This is a genomic window from Streptomyces sp. NBC_00252 (assembly GCF_036187565.1).
Classification (GTDB): Bacteria; Actinomycetota; Actinomycetes; order Streptomycetales; family Streptomycetaceae; genus Streptomyces.
Window position 1 is genome coordinate 6,288,546 of the sequence record NZ_CP108087.1, and the last position, 21,944, is coordinate 6,310,489.

26 protein-coding genes, 1 tRNA gene and 1 riboswitch are annotated in these 21,944 nt (G+C 68.9%); of the genes, 20 read left to right on the plus strand and 7 right to left on the minus strand.

Annotation, left to right across the window (positions count from 1 at the left end):
* The first annotated feature begins 55 nt into the window (after positions 1-55).
* From clpS to OHT77_RS27840, 7 genes are all read left to right on the plus strand, one after another.
* Entirely contained in the window at positions 56-373 is a 318-nt protein-coding gene (clpS, locus tag OHT77_RS27810; RefSeq protein ID WP_266769140.1) for an ATP-dependent Clp protease adapter ClpS, read from the plus strand.
* Between the two features lie 12 nt (positions 374-385).
* Complete coding sequence (locus OHT77_RS27815; protein WP_328831150.1) at positions 386-991, plus strand: DUF2017 domain-containing protein; 606 nt, start codon at positions 386-388, stop codon at positions 989-991.
* Positions 992-1,289: 298 nt separating this feature from the next.
* A complete protein-coding gene (locus OHT77_RS27820) occupies positions 1,290-2,714 on the plus strand; it encodes an amino acid permease (protein ID WP_328831151.1) in 1,425 nt (474 codons plus the stop codon).
* A 75-nt stretch (positions 2,715-2,789) separates the two neighbouring features.
* Positions 2,790-3,218 (plus strand): M67 family metallopeptidase, encoded by a 429-nt coding sequence (locus tag OHT77_RS27825; RefSeq protein WP_266769137.1) that lies wholly within the window; start codon positions 2,790-2,792, stop codon positions 3,216-3,218.
* Positions 3,219-3,308: 90 nt separating this feature from the next.
* The gene (locus OHT77_RS27830) at positions 3,309-3,404 is read left to right on the plus strand and encodes a putative leader peptide (protein ID WP_323185335.1); all 96 of its coding nucleotides are present in this window, start codon (positions 3,309-3,311) and stop codon (positions 3,402-3,404) included.
* Between the two features lie 104 nt (positions 3,405-3,508).
* On the plus strand, positions 3,509-3,787 hold the full coding sequence (locus tag OHT77_RS27835; RefSeq protein ID WP_266769135.1) for a MoaD/ThiS family protein: 279 nt from the start codon (positions 3,509-3,511) through the stop codon (positions 3,785-3,787).
* A gap of 6 nt (positions 3,788-3,793) precedes the next feature.
* On the plus strand, positions 3,794-4,744 hold the full coding sequence (locus tag OHT77_RS27840) for a PLP-dependent cysteine synthase family protein (RefSeq protein ID WP_328831152.1): 951 nt from the start codon (positions 3,794-3,796) through the stop codon (positions 4,742-4,744).
* 38 nt (positions 4,745-4,782) lie between these two features.
* Here OHT77_RS27840 and OHT77_RS27845 read toward each other — a convergent pair whose 3' ends face one another.
* Positions 4,783-5,199 carry a type II toxin-antitoxin system PemK/MazF family toxin gene (locus OHT77_RS27845; RefSeq protein WP_328831153.1) on the minus strand — a complete coding sequence of 139 codons (417 nt, stop codon included), beginning with the start codon at positions 5,197-5,199 and terminating at the stop codon, positions 4,783-4,785.
* Between the two features lie 214 nt (positions 5,200-5,413).
* On the opposite strand from OHT77_RS27845, the gene OHT77_RS27850 reads away from it, so the two are divergent.
* Entirely contained in the window at positions 5,414-6,166 is a 753-nt protein-coding gene (locus tag OHT77_RS27850; protein WP_328831154.1) for an MBL fold metallo-hydrolase, read from the plus strand.
* Between the two features lie 74 nt (positions 6,167-6,240).
* On the opposite strand, the gene OHT77_RS27855 is transcribed toward OHT77_RS27850, so the two are convergent.
* Together OHT77_RS27855 and OHT77_RS27860 are read right to left on the minus strand one after the other, a co-directional pair.
* Positions 6,241-7,491: a PTS transporter subunit EIIC gene (locus OHT77_RS27855; protein WP_328831155.1), complete on the minus strand. Its 1,251-nt coding sequence runs from the start codon at positions 7,489-7,491 to the stop codon at positions 6,241-6,243.
* 216 nt (positions 7,492-7,707) lie between these two features.
* On the minus strand, positions 7,708-9,000 hold the full coding sequence (locus OHT77_RS27860) for a PTS transporter subunit EIIC (protein WP_328831156.1): 1,293 nt from the start codon (positions 8,998-9,000) through the stop codon (positions 7,708-7,710).
* Positions 9,001-9,106: 106 nt separating this feature from the next.
* Between OHT77_RS27860 and OHT77_RS27865 the strand changes: the two genes are divergently transcribed.
* From OHT77_RS27865 to rdgB, 4 genes are all read left to right on the plus strand, one after another.
* Positions 9,107-9,376, plus strand: coding sequence for a PTS glucose/sucrose transporter subunit IIB (locus tag OHT77_RS27865; RefSeq protein WP_266776471.1), 270 nt, complete (start codon positions 9,107-9,109; stop codon positions 9,374-9,376).
* A 129-nt stretch (positions 9,377-9,505) separates the two neighbouring features.
* A complete protein-coding gene (rph, locus tag OHT77_RS27870) occupies positions 9,506-10,243 on the plus strand; it encodes a ribonuclease PH (RefSeq protein WP_328831157.1) in 738 nt (245 codons plus the stop codon).
* Positions 10,244-10,385: 142 nt separating this feature from the next.
* Complete coding sequence (locus tag OHT77_RS27875) at positions 10,386-10,796, plus strand: hypothetical protein (RefSeq protein ID WP_328831158.1); 411 nt, start codon at positions 10,386-10,388, stop codon at positions 10,794-10,796.
* 607 nt (positions 10,797-11,403) lie between these two features.
* A complete protein-coding gene (gene rdgB, locus OHT77_RS27880; protein WP_328831159.1) occupies positions 11,404-12,006 on the plus strand; it encodes an RdgB/HAM1 family non-canonical purine NTP pyrophosphatase in 603 nt (200 codons plus the stop codon).
* Positions 12,007-12,065: 59 nt separating this feature from the next.
* On the opposite strand, the gene OHT77_RS27885 is transcribed toward rdgB, so the two are convergent.
* Both OHT77_RS27885 and OHT77_RS27890 read right to left on the minus strand, forming a co-directional pair.
* Positions 12,066-12,149: transfer RNA gene (locus tag OHT77_RS27885), tRNA-Leu, on the minus strand.
* A gap of 31 nt (positions 12,150-12,180) precedes the next feature.
* Positions 12,181-13,191, minus strand: coding sequence for an HNH endonuclease (locus OHT77_RS27890; RefSeq protein ID WP_328831160.1), 1,011 nt, complete (start codon positions 13,189-13,191; stop codon positions 12,181-12,183).
* A 180-nt stretch (positions 13,192-13,371) separates the two neighbouring features.
* Between OHT77_RS27890 and OHT77_RS27895 the strand changes: the two genes are divergently transcribed.
* On the plus strand, positions 13,372-13,851 hold the full coding sequence (locus tag OHT77_RS27895) for a GNAT family N-acetyltransferase (protein WP_443048138.1): 480 nt from the start codon (positions 13,372-13,374) through the stop codon (positions 13,849-13,851).
* A 12-nt stretch (positions 13,852-13,863) separates the two neighbouring features.
* On the opposite strand, the gene bcp is transcribed toward OHT77_RS27895, so the two are convergent.
* Positions 13,864-14,331 (minus strand): thioredoxin-dependent thiol peroxidase, encoded by a 468-nt coding sequence (gene bcp, locus OHT77_RS27900; protein ID WP_266769116.1) that lies wholly within the window; start codon positions 14,329-14,331, stop codon positions 13,864-13,866.
* 94 nt (positions 14,332-14,425) lie between these two features.
* On the opposite strand from bcp, the gene OHT77_RS27905 reads away from it, so the two are divergent.
* From OHT77_RS27905 to sugE, 3 genes are all read left to right on the plus strand, one after another.
* Positions 14,426-14,764, plus strand: coding sequence for a DUF3618 domain-containing protein (locus tag OHT77_RS27905; protein ID WP_328831162.1), 339 nt, complete (start codon positions 14,426-14,428; stop codon positions 14,762-14,764).
* A gap of 77 nt (positions 14,765-14,841) precedes the next feature.
* Positions 14,842-15,198, plus strand: coding sequence for a GroES family chaperonin (locus OHT77_RS27910; protein WP_328831163.1), 357 nt, complete (start codon positions 14,842-14,844; stop codon positions 15,196-15,198).
* A gap of 53 nt (positions 15,199-15,251) precedes the next feature.
* A riboswitch (guanidine-III (ykkC-III) riboswitch) is annotated at positions 15,252-15,319 on the plus strand.
* A gap of 36 nt (positions 15,320-15,355) precedes the next feature.
* Positions 15,356-15,676, plus strand: coding sequence for a quaternary ammonium compound efflux SMR transporter SugE (gene sugE, locus OHT77_RS27915; protein ID WP_033286057.1), 321 nt, complete (start codon positions 15,356-15,358; stop codon positions 15,674-15,676).
* 16 nt (positions 15,677-15,692) lie between these two features.
* On the opposite strand, the gene OHT77_RS27920 is transcribed toward sugE, so the two are convergent.
* Positions 15,693-18,140 carry a transglycosylase domain-containing protein gene (locus OHT77_RS27920; RefSeq protein WP_328831164.1) on the minus strand — a complete coding sequence of 816 codons (2,448 nt, stop codon included), beginning with the start codon at positions 18,138-18,140 and terminating at the stop codon, positions 15,693-15,695.
* A gap of 221 nt (positions 18,141-18,361) precedes the next feature.
* On the opposite strand from OHT77_RS27920, the gene OHT77_RS27925 reads away from it, so the two are divergent.
* From OHT77_RS27925 to OHT77_RS27940, 4 genes are all read left to right on the plus strand, one after another.
* Positions 18,362-19,162, plus strand: coding sequence for an ABC transporter permease (locus tag OHT77_RS27925; RefSeq protein ID WP_328834360.1), 801 nt, complete (start codon positions 18,362-18,364; stop codon positions 19,160-19,162).
* 82 nt (positions 19,163-19,244) lie between these two features.
* The gene (locus tag OHT77_RS27930) at positions 19,245-20,009 is read left to right on the plus strand and encodes an ABC transporter permease (protein ID WP_328834361.1); all 765 of its coding nucleotides are present in this window, start codon (positions 19,245-19,247) and stop codon (positions 20,007-20,009) included.
* A 2-nt stretch (positions 20,010-20,011) separates the two neighbouring features.
* Positions 20,012-21,019 (plus strand): ABC transporter ATP-binding protein, encoded by a 1,008-nt coding sequence (locus OHT77_RS27935; RefSeq protein ID WP_328834362.1) that lies wholly within the window; start codon positions 20,012-20,014, stop codon positions 21,017-21,019.
* A gap of 66 nt (positions 21,020-21,085) precedes the next feature.
* Entirely contained in the window at positions 21,086-21,943 is an 858-nt protein-coding gene (locus OHT77_RS27940; RefSeq protein ID WP_328831165.1) for a DUF1707 SHOCT-like domain-containing protein, read from the plus strand.
* The last annotated feature ends 1 nt before the right edge of the window (position 21,944 follow it).

The window sequence follows — 21,944 nt, forward strand, 5'->3', positions numbered from 1 at the left end:
TCACTCTGACGATTTGTGGGGTCCATTTGTGCGGGGGCCCCCTTGTGGTGGCAGCATGGGCCGTGTGACGTCACCCGCACCCCTGGAGATCGAACGCACCGAGTCGGCGGAGGAGGTCTTCGCCGTACCCGAGCCGGACGTCCCCTGGGTCACGATCGTGCACAACGACCCGGTCAACCTCATGAGCTATGTCGCGTACGTCTTCCAGACCTACTTCGGCTACTCCAAGGACAAGGCCACCAAGCTCATGATGGACGTCCACCACAAGGGCCGCGCGGTCGTCTCCAGCGGAAGCCGCGAGGAGATGGAGCGCGACGTGCAGGCGATGCACGGCTACGGTCTGTGGGCCACCCTCCAGCAGGACCGGAAGTAGCGACCCATCCCGATGCCAGGACACTTCGAACCGCTCCACGGCGGCGGCGCGGCCGTCGCGCTCGACGACGTCGAGATCTCCATCATCCGCTCCCTGGCCGTGCAGCTCCTGGAGCTGATCGGCCCGGGACCGGGCGAGGACGCCTCCGACGACCCCCTCGCGGAACTCTTCGCCGAGGGCCCGAGCGAGCCGCCCGCCGACCCGGTGCTCCGGCGCCTGTTCCCGGACGCCTACACCGACCCGGAGCAGGCCCCCGACTCCCCGCAGGACGCGGAGGAACGGATGGCGCACTCCGCCGAGTTCCGCCGCTTCACCGAGAACGACCTGCGCGCGGGCAAGCGCGAGAACGCCCTCGCGGTGGTCCGCACCCTGGACGCGCTGACCCCCGGGGGTGACGGCGGCGCGATCCTCAAGCTCACCGCCGAGGAGTCCCGGCAGTGGCTCGGCGCGCTCAACGACCTGCGCCTGGCGATCGGTTCACGCCTCGACATCACCGACGAGGACGACACCGACGACCTCTACCGGCTCCCGGACGAGGACCCGCGCAAGCCGATGGTGATGGCGTACCTCTGGCTGGGCGGGCTTCAGGAGACCCTCATCTCGACCCTTATGCGGTGATACGTCCGGCCTCGTACCGCGATATGTGACGGTTCCGTGTTCGCTCAGCGGACGCTCAAATCCGCATAACGATGAGGTCACCGCGACGGCCGGGAATGCCGACCGTCGCGCCTTTTTGTCCGCTTCTTCCTGTGGCGTGCGCCACAAACTCCGCCGATGATCTCCGGCACGACCGTGATAGATCTTCACGACCGCCCGGCGGACGCCACCCATGTCCCGCCGGGTTCGCCGTACGGCCGACGGACCTCGGCCGGGCAGCTCCAGTTCACGGGGGGATTCGGAGAAAGGCGCACCACACATGACCTCCGCTCAGGTCGAGACGGACAACACCCCCGAGGAGGGGTACGAGCGCGGGCTCGGCAGCCGTCAGGTCCAGATGATCGCGATCGGCGGCGCCGTCGGCGTCGGCCTCTTCCTGGGAGCCGGGGCGAACATCGCCAAGGCCGGACCCAGCCTCATCGTCATGTACGCCCTCGCGGGCGTGATCATCTTCTTCATCATGCGGGCACTGGGCGAACTGCTCCTGTACCGCCCGGTGTCGGGCTCCTTCGCGGAGTACTCGCGCGAGTTCCTCGGCCCGTTCTTCGGCTACTTCACCGCCTGGACGTACTGGCTGATGTGGGTGGTCACCGGCATGGCCGAACTCACGGCCGCCGCCATCTACGTCAACTACTGGTTCCCCGCCGTCTCCCAGTGGGTGACCGCACTCGCCTTCCTGGTCATCCTCTTCGTGGCCAACCTGATCTCGGTGAAGCTGTTCGGTGAGATCGAGTTCTGGTTCTCGATGGTCAAGGTCACCGCGCTGATCGGCATGATCGTGATCGGCCTCGGCGTCCTCACCTTCGGCTTCAGCAGCGCCGGTGACACCGCCTCCGTGGCGAACCTCTGGCAGTTCGACGGCTTCTTCCCCAAGGGCATCGGCTCCTCCCTGATGACCCTCCAGGGCGTGATGTTCGCCTACCTCGCCGTCGAGCTGGTCGGCGTCACCGCGGGCGAGTCCGAGAACCCGGAGAAGACCCTCCCCAAGGCGATCAACACCCTCCCCTGGCGCATCGCCCTCTTCTACGTCGGCGCCCTCACCGTCATCCTCTGCGTCGTGAAGTGGACCGAATTCGCCCCCGGCGTCAGCCCGTTCGTCGAGGCGTTCGCGAAGATCGGCATCCCGGCGGGCGCCGGAATCGTCAACTTCGTGGTCCTCACCGCGGCCCTGTCGTCCTGCAACTCGGGCATGTACTCCACGGGCCGTATGCTCCGCACCCTCGCGGACAACGGCGAGGCCCCGAAGGTCTTCAGCAGGCTGTCCGCCTCGAAGACCCCGGCGACCGGCATCACCGTCTCCGTCGCCTGCATGGGCATCGGCGTCGTCCTCAACTACGTCGTCCCGGAGAAGGCGTTCGGCTACGTCACCTCGGTGGCCACCGCCGCCGGCATCTGGACCTGGCTGATGATCCTGATCAGCCACGTCCTCTACCGCCGAGCCGTCGACGCGGGCCGCCTCCCGGCCTCGCCCTTCCCGGCCCCCGGCGGCGCGAAGTGCAGCTGGATCGCCATCGCCTTCCTCCTCTTCGTCACCGGCCTCATCGCCTACGACCCCGACTCCCGGGTCTGTCTCTACGTCATGGCCGGCTGGACCGTCGCCCTGGCCGCGGGCTGGTTCGTCCTCAAGTCCCGCAACCCGCGGATCACCGACCGCCGCGACCCGGAGCTCGAGAAGGTCGGCTGACCGCTCAGCCCACCATGTGGGCCGCCCCGTACCACCACTCGGTACGGGGCGGCCCTTCTGCTTATCCTGACGACCATGCCGACCCTGACCATCACCCAGGCCCTCTTCGACCAGATCGTCGCCCACGCGCGCGCGGACCACCCCGACGAGGCGTGCGGAGTCGTCGCGGGCCCGGTGGGCGAGGGCCGCCCCGAGCGCTTCGTCCCGATGCTGAACGCGGCCCGCTCACCCACGTTCTACGAGTTCGACTCGCAGGACCTGCTCAAGCTCTACCGCGACCTGGACGACCGCGACGAGGAGCCGGTGATCATCTACCACTCCCACACCGCGACCGAGGCCTACCCCTCCCGCACCGACATCGCCTACGCCAACGAACCCGGCGCCCACTACGTCCTCGTCTCCACCGCCGACACCGACGAGGCGGGCCCCTTCCAGTTCCGCTCGTACCAGATCCTGGAAGGCGTGGTCACGGAGGAGGACGTCAAGGTGGTGGAGTCGTACTGATCCGGTCCTGATCTCGTACTCCGGATGAAATCCGTCCGAAGCGTGAGATCCCCTACCGGGGACCGGACAGGGAATCGATACGATGAGCCCATGGTTCTTCTCGACGTGAGCGACAAGGCGCCGGGCACGCTGCTCGTGGCGCGGCTGCACGTCGACCTGTGCAGGTCGAACAGCGCCATCTGTTGACCCCCGCGCTGTCGCCGTACGGCCGTGCGCCGCGGCGCGCCCATGCCCGGGCTGCGCGCCCACCGAGACCAGACCCTTCCGCTTCCGAACAGGAGCCCCCTGCCATGGCCATCGAGGTCCGCATCCCCACCATCCTCCGCACCTACACCGACGGTCAGAAGGCCGTCGAGGGTGCCGGTGAGAACCTCGCCGCGCTCTTCGCCGACCTCGAGACCCGGCACGCGGGCATCCAGGCCCGCATCGTGGACGGCGGCGAACTGCGCCGCTTCGTCAACGTGTACCTGAACGACGAGGACGTCCGCTTCCTCGACGGCATCAACACCAAGCTGTCGGACGGCGACAACGTCACGATCCTGCCGGCCGTCGCCGGCGGCATGGCCTGATCGTCGATGCGTTACGACTCCCCGCTGGCCGCGGTGGGCAACACCCCTCTGGTGCGCCTGCCGCGGCTCTCGCCGTCCACCGACGTCCGCATCTGGGCCAAGCTGGAGGACCGCAACCCGACCGGCTCGGTCAAGGACCGCCCGGCCCTGCACATGATCGAACAGGCGGAGAAGGATGGCCGCCTCACCCCCGGCTGCACCATCCTGGAGCCGACCTCGGGCAACACCGGCATCTCCCTCGCGATGGCCGCGAAGCTCAAGGGCTACCGCATGGTCTGCGTGATGCCCGAGAACACCTCGCAGGAACGCCGTGACCTGCTCAACATGTGGGGCGCCGAGATCATCCCCAGCCCCGCGGCAGGCGGCTCCAACACGGCCGTCCGCGTGGCGAAGGAACTCGCCGCCGAACACCCGGACTGGGTGATGCTCTACCAGTACGGCAACCCGGACAACGCGGGCGCCCACTACGCGACGACGGGCCCGGAGATCCTCACCGACCTCCCGTCGATCACCCACTTCGTCGCGGGCCTCGGCACCACGGGCACGCTCATGGGCGTCGGCCGCTACCTCCGCGAACACAAGCCGGACGTGAAGATCGTCGCCGCCGAACCCCGCTACGACGACCTGGTCTACGGCCTCCGCAACCTCGACGAGGGCTTCGTCCCCGAGCTCTACGACGCCTCGGTCCTGACCACCCGCTTCTCGGTCGGCTCGGCCGACGCGGTCACCCGGACCCGGGAACTCCTCCAGCAGGAGGGCATCTTCGCCGGCGTCTCCACCGGCGCGGCCCTGCACGCGGCCATCGGCGTGGGCAGGAAAGCCGTAGCGGCGGGCGAGCCCGCGGACATCGCCTTCGTGGTGGCGGACGGCGGTTGGAAGTACCTGTCGACAGGCGTCTACACAGCAGCCACGACAGAAGAGGCCATCGCCACCCTCCAGGGCCAACTCTGGGCGTGAGGTGATGTTTTCAGGGGCGCGGGGCTGAACGAGACCCCTCAATTGCTGAGGTGACGGACCTGATCCCAAAGGACCGGGTCCACCACCCCCACCCTCCGCCGGAACTCGGACACCGACACCTTCCGCAGCTCGTCGGTCTCCAGATAGCTGGCCCGCCCCCGGGCATCGTCAACGGCGCCTGGCGGCAAGGGAATCACCCCGCCCCGCCCCTCATGCTGCTTACTGGTGATCTTCGCGACGGTGACCTTCCGCCCCCGCACCGCCAACACCAGACAGGGCCGGTCCTTCGCCGCCCCGGGTTGATCCTCATAGGGCACGTTCGCCCACCAGATCTCCGCGGGCCGAGGCCGGTCCCCCCGCCCCCGCCGGGACGACCGCCCCCACCCGTCAACCAGCGTCGCGACCAGTGCCAGCAACACCACCGCCGCGAGCCCGAGCCACCAGTACGTGTTCATACGAACGACCGTACCGGCGCGCAAACAACGCCGCGCGCCCCACCACACACCCCACACGCCCCGGTTCCAGCCGAACCGGTGACACCACAGGTGAGTTGCCCCACAACAGCCCTTGGCGGAGGAGCGACCGGCCCTTTTGCGCCTTACGCTCGACGGACCGCACGACCCCCGTCACCCCACTCCAGAAGTTCCCGCCAGCGGAGGTTTCTGCTTTATGAAGCTCACCGTCGTCGGCTGCTCGGGGTCGTTCCCGTCCGCGGAATCGGCCTGTTCGAGCTACCTCGTAGAGGCCGACGGCTTCCGGCTGCTCCTCGACATGGGCAACGGCGCCCTTGGCGAGCTGCAGCGCCACTGCGGTCTCTACGACCTCGACGCGATCTTCCTCAGCCATCTGCACGCCGACCACTGCATCGACATGTGCGCGTACTTCGTCGCGCGCTACTACCGCCACGACGGCGGCCGTTGCGACCCCATCCCGGTCTACGGCCCCGAGGGCACCGAACACCGTCTGACCACGGCCTACGCCGACACCCCCACCGCCTCCTCGATGAGCGAGGTCTTCGACTTCCACACGGTGAAGCCGTCCACGTTCGACGTCGGCCCCTTCACCGTGCACACCGAGCGGGTCCGCCACCCCGTCGAGGCGTACGGCATCCGCGTCGAGCACGGCGGGCGGTCCCTGACGTACTCCGGCGACACGGGCGTCAGCGAGTCCCTCGACGAACTCGCCCGGGACACCGACCTGTTCCTGTGCGAGGCCGCGTTCACCCACGGCAAGGAGAGCATCCCCGACCTCCACCTCAACGGCCGCGAGGCGGGCGAGACGGCGACCAGGGCGGGGGTCAGGCGCCTGGTGCTGACCCACATCCCCCCGTGGACCGACCCCCAGACCAACCTGGCCGACGCACGGCAGGCCTACGCGGGCCCGGTGGAACTGGCGGCGCCGAGAGTGTCGTACGACATCTAGCTCCACGCAGGCGAAGGCCCCCGGCACCTTTCGGTGCCGGGGGCCTTCGTCACGCCGGGCTCAGGCCGCGAGGGTCACGCCTTGGTGAGGTCCTCGACCTCCTCCTCGGGCTCGCGGCCCGGGGTGGGGAGGTTCCACTTGGTGATCGCGAAGCGGAAGACGAAGTAGTAGACCGCGCCGAAGACCAGACCGATCGGGATGATCAGCCAGGGCTTGGTGGCGAGGTTCCAGTTGAGGGCGTAGTCGATGAAGCCCGCGGAGAAGGTGAAGCCGGCGTGGACGCCGAGGGCCCAGGTGATCGCCATGGACAGGGCGGTCAGCACCGCGTGGATCGCGTAGAGGACCGGGGCGATGAACATGAACGAGAACTCGATGGGCTCGGTCACACCGGTCACGAAGGACGTCAGGGCGAGCGAGATCATCATGCCGGTGACGGCCTTGCGGCGCTCCGGGCGGGCGGTGTGCGCGATGGCGAGCGCGGCGGCCGGGAGGCCGAACATCATGATGGGGAAGAAGCCCGACATGAACTGTCCGGCGGACGGGTCACCGGCGAAGAAGCGGGTCAGGTCACCGTGGACGACCGTACCGGCGGAGTTCTTGTAGTCGCCGATCTGGAACCAGGCCACCGAGTTGACGAACTGGTGCATGCCGACCGGGATCAGACCGCGGTTGATCAGACCGAACAGACCGGCACCGAAGGCGCCGAGACCGGTGATCCACTCACCGAAGTTCGAGATGCCCTCGCCGATCGGCTTCCAGATGAGGCCGAAGAAGACACCCATGATCGTGCCGACGAAGGCCATGATGATCGGGACGAGACGGCGGCCGTTGAAGAAGCCGAGCCAGTCGACCAGCTTGGTCCGGTGGAACCGCTGCCACAGCACCGCGGAGAGCAGCCCCATGATGATGCCGCCGAGGACACCGGGGTTGTTGTAGGTCGCCGGTACGTCGGCGCCCTTCAGGATCTGCGCGTCGGTGACGGGGAAGGCCTTGAGCACATTGCTGTAGACGAGGAAGCCGACGAGCGCCGCGAGGGCGGTGGAGCCGTCGGACTTCTTGGCGAAGCCGATCGCGACACCTATGCAGAACAGCAGCGGCAGGTTGTCGAATATCGCGCCACCGGCGGTGGCGAAGACGGCCGTCACCTTGTCCGGGAGGTTCAGCTTGTCGTGGATGTCGGCCTGGCCGAACCGGAGCAGGATGCCCGCCGCCGGAAGCACAGCGATCGGCAGCTGTAGGCTGCGACCGATCTTCTGCAGGCCCTGGAACAGGCCGGATCCCCACTTCTTTGTGGGTGCCGCCGTTGGCGCGGTGGCAGTGCTCATGGACTTCCTCCATCGGGTGGTGGTCTACACCACTCAGTGGTGTAGACCTGTTGTAGCAGATGAAGTCCGCATAAAGGAACCCGCTGAATCTGCGACCGGATCACTACGCCACGTACACGGCGACACACCCGCGGACGGACACCCCGGCACGCATGAAAGAGGGCCCCGGGACCACTGGTCCCGGGGCCCAACTCGCCTACGCCGTAAGGCTGTTGGTCACGCCTTGGTGACGTCCTCGCGCTCGCCCTCCGGCTCCCGGCCCGGCGTCTTCAGATCGAACTTCGTGATCGCGAACCGGAAGACGACGTAGTACACCGCCGCGAAGCACAGCCCGATCGGAATGATCGCCCACGGCTTCGTCGCCAGGTTCCAGTTGATCGCGTAGTCGATCAGCCCCGCCGAGAAGCTGAAACCGTCGTGCACCCCGAGCCCCCACGTCACCGCCATCGACACCCCGGTCAGCACCGCGTGGATCGCGTACAGGACCGGCGCGATGAACAGGAACGAGTACTCGATGGGCTCGGTGATACCGGTCACGAACGACGTGAGCGCCACCGACAGCATCAGCCCGCTCACCTCCTTGCGCCGGTCCGGCCGTGCGCAGTGTGCGATCGCGAGCGCCGCCGCCGGCAGCGCGAACATCATGATGGGGAAGAAGCCCGACGTGAACTGCCCCGCGTTCGGGTCGCCCGCCAGGAACATGTTGATGTCACCGTGCACCACCGTCCCGTCCGGCTTCGTATAGCTGCCGAACTGGAACCAGATGGGCACGTTCAGGAACTGATGCAGCCCCACGACCAGCAACGCCCGGTTGGCGAGCCCGAACACGCCCGCGCCCAGCGCACCCCGCGCGCTCAGCCAGTCGCTGAAGTGCTCAAGACCGGTGCCGATCGGCGGCCACACCCACAGCGCCACCGCCGCGACCGCGATCGCCACGAACGACATGATGATCGGCACCAGCCGCCGCCCGTTGAAGAAGCCGAGCCAGTCCACCAGCTTCGTACGGTGGAAGCGCACCCAGAAGAACGCGGTCAGCAGCCCCAGCACGATCCCGCCGAACACCCCGGGATTCTGGTACGTGAACGCCGAGACCGAGTGATCGGCGGCCTGGCAGCCGATGCCGGGCACCACGTTCGTACCGCCCGTGCAGTCCTTCGGGAACTGCCGCAGCACGTTGTAGTAGACGAGGAAGCCGACCAGCCCGGCCAGCGCCGTCGACCCGTCCGACTTCTTCGCCATCCCGATCGCGACACCCACACAGAACAGCAGCGGCAGCCCGAGCTGCCCGTCCAGCAGCGCGCCGCCCGCACCCGCCATCACCTTCGAGACATTGGTCCACCCCAGGCCGTCGTCCCCGAACACGTCCGGCTGCCCGAGCCGGTTGAGGATGCCGGCGGCCGGCAGGACGGCGATGGGCAGTTGGAGGCTGCGGCCCATCTTCTGGAGGCCCTGGAACAGGGTGCTCCAATAGCTGCGCCCAGGACGGGTGGCGGCACTGTCGGCACTCATGGACGCCTCTCGGTAATGTGGTGTAGACCAGTTGGCGACGTGATCGTTCACCATCATTCGGCACGCACGACATGACCGCTCGCGAAGCTGGGCCAACTGTGGGTTACTGCGACAAAGCGGTTCGGATCAGGGAGAGAACAACATGGCCACCAAGGCTGAGAAGATCGTTGCGGGGCTGGGCGGCATCGACAACATCGAAGAGGTCGAGGGCTGCATCACCCGCCTGCGCACCGAGGTGAAGGACCCCGCCCTCGTCGACGACGCCGCCCTGAAGGCCGCCGGCGCCCACGGCGTCGTCAAGATGGGCACGGCCATCCAGGTCGTCATCGGCACGGACGCGGACCCGATCGCGGCGGACATCGAAGACATGATGTGAAGCACGGGGACCATCCCCGGCTTCGCCTACTGAAGGGGCTCCTCCCGACGCGGGAGGAGCCCCTTCCGCACGCCTCTCCGCAGGCCCTTCCCGCCTGCCCGACCCGGTCCTACGACTAGGCTCTTCGCCATGTCTCGAATCGACGGCCGCACCCCCGAACAGCTCCGCCCCGTCACCATCGAACGCGGCTGGAGCAAGCACGCCGAGGGCTCCGTCCTCGTCTCCTTCGGCGACACGAAGGTCTTCTGCACCGCCTCCGTCACCGAAGGCGTCCCCCGCTGGCGCAAGGGCAGCGGCGAGGGCTGGGTCACCGCGGAGTACTCCATGCTGCCCCGCGCCACCAACACCCGCGGCGACCGCGAATCCGTCCGCGGCAAGATCGGCGGCCGCACCCACGAGATCAGCCGCCTCATCGGCCGCTCGCTGCGCGCCGTCATCGACTACAAGGCCCTCGGCGAGAACACCATCGTCCTCGACTGCGACGTCCTCCAGGCCGACGGCGGCACCCGTACGGCCGCCATCACCGGCGCGTACGTCGCGCTCGCCGACGCGATCACCTGGGCCCAGGGCAAGAAGCTCGTCAAGGCCGGCCGCCAGCCCCTCACCGGCACGGTCTCCGCGGTCTCCGTCGGCATCGTCGGCGGAGTCCCGCTCCTGGACCTCTGCTACGAGGAGGACGTCCGCGCCGAGACCGACATGAACGTCGTCTGCACCGGCGACGGCCGCTTCGTCGAGGTCCAGGGCACCGCCGAGGCCGAGCCCTTCGCCCGCGACGAGCTCAACGCCCTCCTCGACCTCGCGGTCGCCGGCTGCGACGACCTGGCCGCCGTACAGCGAAAGGCACTTGAGGCCTTGCTGGAGAAGTAAGAAGCTGGATCGGACAGGTAAAGGGCGTACCAAGAGAGGCGGGCCGCCGGGGCAACCCGGTGGCCCGCCCCCGCGTCCCTACGCATACGGAACGGAAACGGGGCCGGCCGCCGAGGCCACCCCATGGGGAGGCACCGAAACCATGGCCGCAAGCCGACGAAGCCGCAGCAGCCGTCGCCGGATCGCCATAGCCGCCGGCGCGGCCGTGATCGGCCTGACCGCCGGCCTCACCACCGGCTGCGACGCCGTCGACAAGGCCATCGACTGCGTCCAGACCGCCGACACCATCGCCGACAGCGTCACCGGCCTCCAACAGGCCGTGGAGAACGCGGCGAACGACCCCACCCAGACCGACGCGTCCCTCAACTCCATCGAGAAGGACCTCGACAAGATCGGCGACAAGACGGACAACGCCGACGTCAACAAGGCGGTCGACCACCTCCGCGAGGCCGTCGACAACGTCCGCACGGCAGTGAACAACGGCGACAACACGCCTGACATCAGCCCGGTGACGGATGCGGCGGGGGAGTTGACGAAGGTGTGTACGTCGTAGGGGGGTTGGGGGTCTGCGGCGTCTGCGGCGGGGTTGGGCCGGCGTGGGTGGTCGGCGGCGGTTGGGCTGACGTGGGCGTGCGACGGCGGCTGGGCTGACGTGGGCGTCGGATGCCGGGGGCGTGCGGCCGGCGCAGGGGTGTGCGGCGGGTGTTGAGGTGCCGGGGTGTGCGGCGGGTTGTTGAGGCGACGGGGGCGTGGGGCGGCGGTTGGGCTGACGTGGGCGTGTGGCCGGTGCCGAGGTGTGCGGCGGGTGTTGAGGTGCCGGGGGTGTGCGGCGGCGGTCGGGATGCGGTAGCCGTGGGGTGCGTCTGGTGGCTGGTGTCGGGGTGCCGTCCGGCGGGCGTCGGATTTCGTGGGTGTGCGGCGGGTTGTTGGGGCGCCGGGGGTGTGCGGCGGCGGTCGGGATGCGGTAGCCGTGGCGTGTGTCTGGTGGCTGGTGTCGGGGTGTTGTCCGGCGGGCGTCGGATTTCGTGGGTGTGCGGCGGGTGTTGAGGTGCTGGGGTGTGCGGCGGCGGTTGGCATGTCGTAGGCGAGGCGTGCGGCCCACGGCGTGCTGCGGAGCCCGGGCTGTCGTGGGCGCGGGCGCGGCCGGGATACTGGACGGCATGACACGCCTGATCCTCGCCACCCGGAACGCCGGGAAAATCACCGAACTGAGGTCGATCCTCACCGACGCGGGCCTGCCCCACGAGCTCGTCGGCGCGGAGGAGTACCCCGACATCCCGGACGTCAAGGAAACAGGCATCACCTTCGCGGAGAACGCCCTCCTGAAAGCCCACGCTCTCGCCCGGGCGACCGGCCTCCCGGCGGTCGCCGACGACTCCGGCCTCTGCGTCGACGTACTGAACGGCGCCCCCGGCATCTTCTCGGCCCGCTGGTCCGGCACCCACGGCGACGACCAGGCCAACCTGAACCTGCTCCTGGCCCAGCTGTCGGACATCGCGGACGAACACCGCGCAGCCCACTTCGCGTGCGCGGCGGCGCTGGCCTTGCCCGACGGCACGGAACGAGTCGTCGAGGGCCAGCTACGAGGCACCCTCCGCCACACCCCGACAGGCACCAACGGCTTCGGCTACGACCCGATCCTCCAGCCCGAGGGCGACACACGAACCTGCGCGGAACTCACGGCACCGGAGAAGAACGCGATCAGCCACCGGGGGAAGGCGTTCCGGGCGCTGGTGCCGGTGGTGCGGGAGTTGCTGGGCTGAGACACGTCGAAGGCCCGGCTCACGGAACACGCGAGCCGGGCCTTCGACGACGTGGTCGGTGCGGCCGGTGGGATTCGAACCCACACGGGCGTTAACCCACTGGGACCTAAACCCAGCATGACTGCCAATTCCATCACGGCCGCCCAAAACGGTCATCACGCTCGACCGTGGCGTTCAGTCTAAGGGCAGACCAAGTGGTGCGACGAGGGGCGCCCTCTGCTTCTGGCGGCACCAGGTCTCCGTCAACGCATGACAGTTGGGGCAGAGGTACCGCAGGTTCTCCCGGCGGTTGTCGCGCCAGTCTCCGTTGACATGGTCGATCTGCAAGGTGATCGGGCGCCCCAGCCACTCACCCGCGTTGCCGCAGGTTTCGCACGCGTACGGCACCCCGATCTCGGTCAGGGCCCGGTGCAGCTGGGACCTGTTGGTCCGTCCCGCGTGAGAGGGCAGGACGACCAGGACGCGGTGAGCGAGGGGCTTGGGGGCGGGGGGTTCCGGCCGCGCCCATGACCTGCGCTTGAAGTGGCTCGTGTCCAGGCCGAGGCGAGCCGCCGCGCGCCGGACACGCCGGTGATTGGTGTCGTTGACGTCCAGGCCGAGACCGCGCAGGACGTCCGCATAGCTCGTGGACTGTCGGACGAGGTCGCGGAGCCTGCCCTCGGGAAGCGATATGCGCTGATGGGAGAAGTGCTCCATGCCGATGCACTGGGCGCGCAGCATGCGGTGCAGGGTCGCACGCGAGCGGCTGTCGTCCGGGACCCCCAGGGCGCGAGCCACGCCGCGCACACTGGTCGCCGTTTCGGCAGCCGCCTTGAGTTCCTCAGTGGTGAAGGGCAGGTCCAGTTCGGATCTGCCGATGCCGGGAAAGTGGCTGACGTCGATGCCGGCCGAGTGAATGCGACGCCGAATGTGCGACAGCGTCCCGGTGGCAGGAGCGGCACCGAGCTTCAGCGCCACCTCCCTCAGCGAGGAGGACGAGGCGGCGGCTTCGGCGATGGCCGAGTCCGGGTATCTGCTCCACGGGCTGCGCTTGACGAAGTGGCTCGTGTCGAGCCCGTGCCCCGCCACCTTCTCCTGGAGGACACGCCGTTGTCCTCCACTTGCCTTCAACCCGAGCCGCCTCATCAGATCGGCCCAGTTGCGGGCCTGCGCGACGATCGGGGCGAGCTGTTCCTTGCCGTACACGCATGTCACCTCTCCGTTGTCGACCACACGTTCGTGGCCTCGTACGGAGTAACGAACCGCTTGTCGGACAGTCACGCCCGCGCGCCGCAAGGCAGTTGATATGCTCCAACCCGCCAAAGCCTTCCAGGCACGGACCCTTGTCCGCCCGGGAGGTTTTTTTCATGACCTTTTTCGTGGGACTTGTCGGAGTTCAGGAACGGCGGGGTGTCTCAACTGCCCCACCCGGACGGGACGTTCCGCAGTGAGCGGGTGGCCGCGGCGTTCGGGGATTCCGGGGAGGCCGGGGGAGCAGGGGGCTCCCGGGAAGCCGGTGACTGGGCGCCGTATCTCTTCCTGAGTGGTGTGCATCCCGTCGGGTTCGCGTTCGTGCGGGGGATCGGAGGGCCCACCCGGATTCTCAACAGTTTCTTCGTCGTGCGGGGTGCCCGGCGGGGTGGGGTCGGGATGCGGGCCGTGCGGGATGTCGTCGCGCGGTATCCGGGGGACTGGGAGGTCGCGTTCCAGGACGTCAATCCGGGGGCCGTGGCGTTCTGGCGGCGGGTGGGTGAGGAGCTGGCTCCGGGGGCGTGGGGCGAGGAGCGCAGGCCGGTGCCCGGGCGGGTCGGCCTGCCTCCCGATGTGTGGATCTCGTTCAGGTACGGCGGGGCGGTGGAGCGCTAGCGGCCCGGCGTCTCAGATGCCCAGGTCCTTGATGATCTTTGCCACGTGACCCGTCGCCCGCACGTTGTACAGCGCGTGCTCGACCTTGCCGGCCTCGTCGACGATGACCGTGGAGCGGATCACGCCCATGTACGTCTTGCCGTAGTTCTTCTTCTCGCCGAAGGCCGCGTACGCGTCGAGGACCTTCTTGTCGGGGTCCGCGAGGAGGGTGACCTTGAGGTTCTCCTTCTCGCGGAACTTGGCGAGCTTCTCCGGCTTGTCGGGGGAGATGCCGATGACGTCGTAGCCGGCGCCCGTCAGCAGCTCCAGGTTGTCCGTGAAGTCGCAGGCCTGCTTGGTGCAGCCGGGGGTCAGGGCCGCCGGGTAGAAGTAGACGATGACCTTGCGGCCCTTGTGGTCGGCGAGGGACACCTCGTGGCCGTCGGCGTCGGGCAGCGTGAAGGCGGGGGCAACGTCCCCGGGCTGGAGTCGTTCACTCATCGCGCTAGCGTAACCGGGGGTGCTGACAGTGCACTCCGCCCGAGAGCTGACAGACTGTGCGGCACAAGTACCAGCAGACTTCGGAGGCCGTACGGTGACGGACACGTCGAACACGCCGGACACCAGAACGCCGGCGCAGATCGAGGCGGACATCAAGCGCCGCCGCGATGTCCTGGCCGACACGCTCGACGAGATCGGGGTGCGGGTGCACCCGAAGACGATCGTGGGCGACGCGAAGGCCAAGGTCGCGTCGAACATCGACCACACCCTCGGCAGGGCGTACGTCGGTGTCAACCGCGTCGTGAGCGATGTCAGGGGCCAGTTCGTGGACGAGGAGGGCGCCCCGCGGATCGAGCGGATCGTCCCGGTCGCGCTGGTCGCCGTCGGTGTCGTCGGCCTGTTCGTCCTCGGCTCCCGGCGTCGCAGGCGCTGACGCGGCGGCGGGACGGGGCCGGTTCCGGGGCCACCCGGCCGCGTACGGACGGGCCTTGGACAGGTAGGTTCGTGGGCGTGAGCGCCAAGAGAGACGAGCAGAGCACCCAGAACGACAAGCTGCCCATCCGGATGCTGCACGACCGTGTGCTGGTGCGTCAGGACAAGAGCGAGGGCGAGCGGCGTTCGGGTGGCGGGATCCTGATTCCCGCGACGGCGGCGGTGGGGCGCCGGCTGGCCTGGGCCGACGTGGTCGCCGTAGGGCAGAACGTGCGGACGGTGGAGCCCGGTGACCGGGTGTTGTACGACCCGGAGGACCGTGCGGAGGTCGAGGTGCGCGGGGTGGCCTACGTCCTGATGCGGGAGCGGGATCTGCACGCGGTGGCCGCGGACCGGTTCGAGGGGTCCGAGGACTCGACCGGGCTGTACCTGTAGGAAGCGAGCGTCGAAGGGGCTGGTGACCATCGTCACCAGCCCCTTTTGCCGTTCCTTTGCTACGTTGGGAAGCAGCCCGACGAGACGCGCCGTACCGGGAGACACGCAAAGACGACGCACTGCCGTCAGTCACACACGTGCCTCGGAGGTGCCTCTCATGGCCTGGGTTCTGCTTGTCGTCGCCGGTCTGCTCGAAGTCGGCTGGTCGATCGGGATGAAGTACACCGACGGGTTCACCCGGCTCGTCCCCAGCGTGTTCACCGGCGCCGGGATCGTCGCCAGCATGCTGCTGCTGTCGTATGCCGCGAAGTCGCTCCCCATCGGTACCGCCTACGGCGTGTGGGTCGGGATCGGTGCGGCGGGGGCGGCGGTGCTCGGCATGGTGGTGCTGGGGGAGCCTGCCACCGCCGCCCGGATCTTCTTCGTGTGTCTGCTGCTGGTCGCCGTGGTGGGGCTGAAGGCGACCTCCGGTCACTGAGACCGGAGACCCGCGCTTACTCCTTTTTCCGGCCGGTGGTGCTCTGTGGCCCGGCCGTCGTCGTGCCGCCCGTGGTGTCCCCGGTCGTCCCGCCGTCCGTCGTGGTGCCCGTCGTGCCGCCGGTCGCGGTGGTCCCGCCGTCCGTGGTCGTGCCCGTCGTGCCGCCGGTGGTCGTGGTGCCGCCGTCGGTGGCGGTGCCGCCCGTGCCGGTGGTGCCGTCGGTGGTGGTGCCGGTGGTGCCGCCGGTCGTGGTGGTGTCGCCGCCGGTGGTCGTCGTACCGCCGTCGGTCTGGCCCTGGGTCTGGCCCTGGTCGCCCTGGCCGCCGGTGGTGGTCGTGCCGCCGTTGTTCTGGTCGCCGGTGGTCGCCGGCGAGCTGGGCTGCTGGCTCGGGGGTGCGACGGTCTCGGCGCCGTCCTGGAGCTGGAGGTCGAAGTCGCTCGCCTCGGTGCCCTTGAGGGCGGACTTGGTGAACTGGGCCCAGATCTCGGCGGGCGCCCCGCCGCCGTTGACGCGTTCGAGGCCCATCGCGCCGTAGAGCGACTTGTGGGCGGCGGTGGTGGGGTCCTGGCCCATGACGGAGACGACGGTGGCGAGGTCGGGAGTGTAGCCCGCGAACCAGGCCGCCGTGTCCTCCTCGGCCGTGCCGGTCTTGCCGGCGGCGGGGCGGTCGGCGCCCTGGGCGGCGGTGGCGGTGCCGTTGTCGACGACGCTCTGCAGGACCGAGGTGGTGGTGTCGGCGGCCTCGCGGCTCACCGCGCGGGTCGTCTTGTTCGCCGGCAGCTTGATCTCGTCCGTGCCGTCCTTGGTGATCTTCGAGATCATCGTGTACGTGTGCCGCTCACCGTGGTTGGCGATGGTGGCGTAGGCCTCCGCCATGTCGAGGACGCTCGCGGTGGACGGGCCGAGCGCGATCGACGGGGTGGCGGTCAGGTCGGGGGTGTCGGACGGGATGCCGAGGCCGACGGCGGTCTGCTTGACCTTCGTGGGGCCCACGTCGACCGCCATCTGCGCGTACACCGAGTTGACGGACTTGTCGGTCGCGGTGCGGACGGTGATGTCGCCGTAGGAGACCTCGTCCTCGTTCTCCGGGGCGTACGAGCCGCCGTTCCAGCCTTCCACGGGGCGCTTGTTGGTGCCGTCGTAGTAGGTGTTGGGCGTGATGGTCTGGCCGTCCTGGGTCTGCGAGTCGTTCTGGATCGCGGAGGTGAGGACGAACGGCTTGAAGGTGGAGCCGACCTGGAAGTCGCCGCGGGTCGCGCCGTTCGTGTACTGCTTCACGTAGTCGATGCCGCCGTACATCGCGACGATCCTGCCGGTCTTGGGGTCGACCGAAGCGCCGCCCGCGCGTACGTAGTTGTCGACCTTGCGGCTCTTCTTGTCGAGCTTCGACATGAGTTGGTCGTCGACGGACTTGACGAAGGCGTCCTGCTTGCTCTTCTGCAGGGTCGTCGTGATGCGGTAGCCGCCCGCTTCGAGGGTGTCCGCGTCGATGATCTTGTTGGTGGTGAGGTAGTCCTTGATCGCGCCGACGATGTAACCACGCTGTCCGGACATGCTCGTTGAGGCCGTGGCCTCCTTCGGCATGGGGAACTTCATGCCGGTGCGCTCGGCCTGGGTGAGCCAGCCCTTCTTGACCATGCCGTCGAGGACGTAGTTCCAACGGGCCAGCGCCGCGGCCTTGTTCTCCGGATGCGCGACGACGTCGTACTCGCTCGGCGCGTTCAGCAGCGCGGCGAGGTAGGCGCCGCGGCCCGCGTCGAGGTCGGCGGCGTCCTTGCCGTAGTAGGCCTGGGCTGCGGCCTGGATGCCGTAGGCGTTGCGGCCGAAGTAGCTGGTGTTGAGGTAGCCCTCCAGGATCTCGTCCTTGGACTCCTCGCGGTCCAGCTTGATCGAGATGAAGAACTCCTTCACCTTTCGGGTGACGGTCTGTTCCTGGCCCAGGTAGTAGTTCTTGACGTACTGCTGGGTGATCGTCGAGCCGGACTGGGTGCCCTTGCCGGTCGCGGTGTTCCACGCGGCGCGGACCATCGCCTTGGGGTCGACGGCGGACTCGGTGTAGAAGTCCCGGTCCTCGGCGGCGAGTACGGCGTGCTGGGCGTTCTTGGAGACCTGGGCGAGGCCCACGTTCTCGCGGTTGACCTCGCCGTCGCGGGCGAGCTGGGAGCCGTCTGCGTAGAGGTACACGTTGGACTGCTTCATGGCGAGCGCGTTGGCCGGCGGGATCTTGACCAGCGAGTAGCCGAGGTAGAACGCGCCGATCAGCAGCGCGACGAGCACGACGACCCCGCCGAGCGTCATCCGCCAGGTCGGGACGGCCCGGCGCCACCCGGTGCGCTTGGGCCGCTTGGCCTTCTTCGGCTTCTCACCGCCGGGCGCCGCGGGGGCCTCGGGGGTGGCGGCCGCTTCCGGCTCTCTCGGTGCCCAGCCCTGGTTCGGCTGCTGCGGCTGCGGCTGGTCGCTCATGTCGTGCACGGACTCCTGTTTCGCGTCGTACGGTCCCGTACGGCCTCGTACGTTCCTGTACGGCCTTGTGCGCTTCTGCGCCCCCAGACGAAGACTCTCGCACCATGCGTTCCGTTCCCTCCCATCGGCACGCACTTGCCCGGAAAATGCGTGGCGTGCGTCACCACCTGCGCACTAGGCTCCTGCGCTTCGGTGTCAAGAGGGGACGGAGGGTGGTTTCTGTGGGCGCTGGGCGGTTGTACGCGGCCGTCGCGGCGGGGGGTTTCAGGCGGTACGCGACCTACCGGGCGGCGACGCTCGCCGGGGTCTTCACCAACACCGTCTTCGGTGTCGTCCTCGTCTACACGTACCTGGCGCTGTGGGACGAGCGCCCGCATCTCGGTGGCTACGACCAGGCACAGGCCGTCACCTACGTGTGGCTCGGGCAGTGTCTGTACGCGACGCTGGCGATCCAGGGCGGCGGGTTCGAGAAGGACCTGATGGACCGCATCCGCACGGGCGACATCGCCGTCGACCTGTACCGGCCGGCCGATCTCCAACTCTGGTGGCTGGCAAGCGACTTCGGCCGGGCCCTGTTCCAGCTGATCGGCCGGGGCGTGATCCCGTTCGCGTTCGGCGCGCTGTTCTTCCCGATGGCACTTCCCACGGACGTGAGGTCCTGGCTGGCCCTCCTGGTGGCGCTGCTGCTCGCGATGGCCGTCAGCTTCGGCATCCGCTATCTCGCGGCGCTGAGCGTGTTCTGGCTGCTGGACGGCACCGGCGTCAACCAGGCCATGATGATCCTGGGGATCTTCTGCTCGGGCATGGTGCTCCCGCTGAACGCCTTCCCCGGCGGCCTCGGCACGTTCGTGCAGGCGCTGCCCTGGGCGGCGCAGCTCCAGATGCCCGCGGACGTGCTGATGGGAAAGACCGACCCGCTCCACGCGTACGCGTTCCAGGCGACCTGGGCGGTGGTGCTGCTCGCGGCGGGGCGGCTGATGCAGTCGGCGGCGACGCGGAGAGTGGTGGTGCAGGGTGGCTGAGACGATCCGCGCGAGTGAGCACCGGACGGGTGAACTGCCGCGCTGGCGCGAGGGGTTGCGGGCCTACGGCCTCATCGCCGGGATGTGGATCCGGTCGAGCATGGCCTATCGCACGTCCTTCGTCATCACCGTCGTCGGCAACCTGCTGGTGACCGGCCTCGACTTCGTCACCATCCTGCTGATGTTCTCCCAGGTCGGCTCGCTCGGCGGCTGGTCGCTGCCCGAAGTCGCCTTCCTGTACGGCCTGTCGTCGACCGCGTTCGGCCTCTCCGATCTGGTCCTCGGCTCGATGGACGTCCTCGGCGCCCGCATCCGCGACGGCTCCTTCGACACCCTCCTGGTACGCCCCGCGCCGGTGCTGGCCCAGATCGGCGCCGACCGTTTCGCGCTGCGCCGTCTGGGCCGGATCACCCAGGGCACCCTGGTCCTCGGGTACGCGCTTCTCCACATCGACGTCGACTGGACTGTCGAGAGGGTGTTGTTGGTGCCGGTGATGCTGCTCTGCGGGGCGGCGATCTTCGGGGCGCTGTTCGTGGCGGGCGCGGCCTTCCAGATCCTGGCGCAGGACGCGGCCGAGGTGCAGAACGCGTTCACCTACGGCGGCAACACCCTGCTGTCGTATCCGCCGGCCGTGTTCGGCAAGGACTTCGTGCGGGGCGTGACCTTCATGCTGCCGCTCGCTTTCGTCAACTGGGTGCCCGCCTCCTACGTGTTGGGGCGGCCGTATCCGCTGGACCTGCCGGCGGGCGCGGCCTTCGCGTCGCCGCTGGTCGCGTTCGCCTGCTGTGCGCTGGCCGGTCTCGCCTGGCGGGCCGGGCTCAAGTCGTACCGAAGCACCGGGAGTTGAGGATCGTGGACGAGCATTTCATTCACCTCGACCGCGTCGAGAAGGTCTTCGACGTGCGCAAGAAGACCGGGTTCATGAAACGGGAGCGGCGGCAGGTGCGGGCCGTCGACTCCATCTCCTTCGCCGTGGCACGCGGCGAGATGGTCGGCTACATCGGTCCGAACGGCGCCGGGAAGTCGACCACCATCAAGATGCTCACCGGCATCCTCACCCCGAGCGGGGGCCGGCTGCGGGTCGCCGGCATCGACCCGTCCCGCGAGCGCACCCGGCTCGCGCACCGCATCGGCGTGGTCTTCGGCCAGCGGACCACCCTGTGGTGGGACCTCCCGCTGATCGACTCGTACAAGCTGATGCACCGCATGTACCGCATCCCGGACGCCCGTTACGCCGAGAACCTCGACCGCTGTGTCGAACTCCTCGAACTGGGCGCCCTGTTGGACGTCCCCGTACGCCAACTCTCCCTCGGCCAGCGGATGCGCGGTGACATCGCGGCGGCTCTGCTGCACGACCCCGAGGTGCTCTACCTCGACGAGCCGACCATCGGCCTGGACGTCATCTCCAAGGCCAAGGTCCGTGAGTTCCTGCGGGACTTGAACGCCGAGCAGGGCACCACGGTCCTGCTCACCACCCATGACCTCCAGGACATCGAGCAGCTGTGCTCCCGCGTCATGGTCATCGACCACGGCCGCCTGATGTACGACGGCCCCCTCGCCGGGCTGCACGAGGCGGGGGAGAGCGAGCGGACCCTTGTGGTGGACCTGGAGCGGGAGTTGCCGCCCATCGAGGTGCCGGACGCGCGGGTCGTGAAGGTGGAGGGCCCGCGGCAGTGGCTGGCGTTCCCCGCGTCGGAGTCGGCGGCTCCGCTGGTCGCGCGGATCGCGGCCGAGTACCCGATGGTCGACCTGTCGGTGCGGGAGCCGGACATCGAGGCGGTCATCGCGAAGATGCTGTACTCAATGGGGGGCACCCCCAAACCCCCGTCGGAGCAGGCCGAGAAAGCGGTGTCGTAGGACGGGGGGCGGCGGGCTCGCTTTCCCTCATGGCCCTGCGCGGAGTCAGCTCGTAGGCTGCTCCGTATGACCGACGACGCAGTCCCGGAGCTCCGCGCATCCGACGCCGACCGTGAGCGAGTCGCCGAGGTGCTGCGCGACGCCGTCGCGGAAGGCCGCCTCGACATGGAGGAGTTCGAGGAGCGACTGGAGGCGACCTACAAGGCGCGGACGTACGGCGAACTCACCCCCATCACCCAGGACCTGCCCGCCCCCGGGGTCGCCCCGCCGCGGGTGAACATGGTCAAGGAGCCGGTGGACGGCGGGAGTTGGGCCGGGCGGATCGTCGGCGGCGAGGGCTCGTCGACCGGCGCGGTGGCCATCCTGTCCGGGTTCCAGCGCAAGGGGCGGTGGACTGTCCCGAAGCGCTTCACCTGCTTCTCCTTCTTCGGCGGCGGCGAGATCGACCTGCGCGAGGCGAACTTCGCGGACCGCGAGGTCGAGATCAACTGCATCGCGATCATGGGCGGAGCGCAGGTCGTCGTGCCGCCCGGCGTCGAGGTCGTCGTCCGCGGCATCGGCATCATGGGCGCCTTCGACCACAGCGAGGAGGGCGTGCCGGGCGATCCGGGCGCGCCGCGCGTGATCGTGACCGGCTTCGCCTTCTGGGGCGGTGTCGGCATCGAACGCAAGGTGACCCGGGCCGAGCGGCAGCGCCTCAAGGAGGAGCGCCGCCAGCAGAAACTGGACCGCGGCTCCTCCGCCAGGGAGCTCTACGGCTCCCACCGCGACGCCCTGTCCGGCCTGCACGACGCCCACCGCGAGGCGATGGAGGAGCACCGCGACGCGATCCGCCGCCGCCACGAGGAGCGCAGGGAGCGGCACGAGGAGCGGCGCGAGCGGCACCGGGACCGGCGTGAGCGCAGGCACCGGGACTGGGACTGAG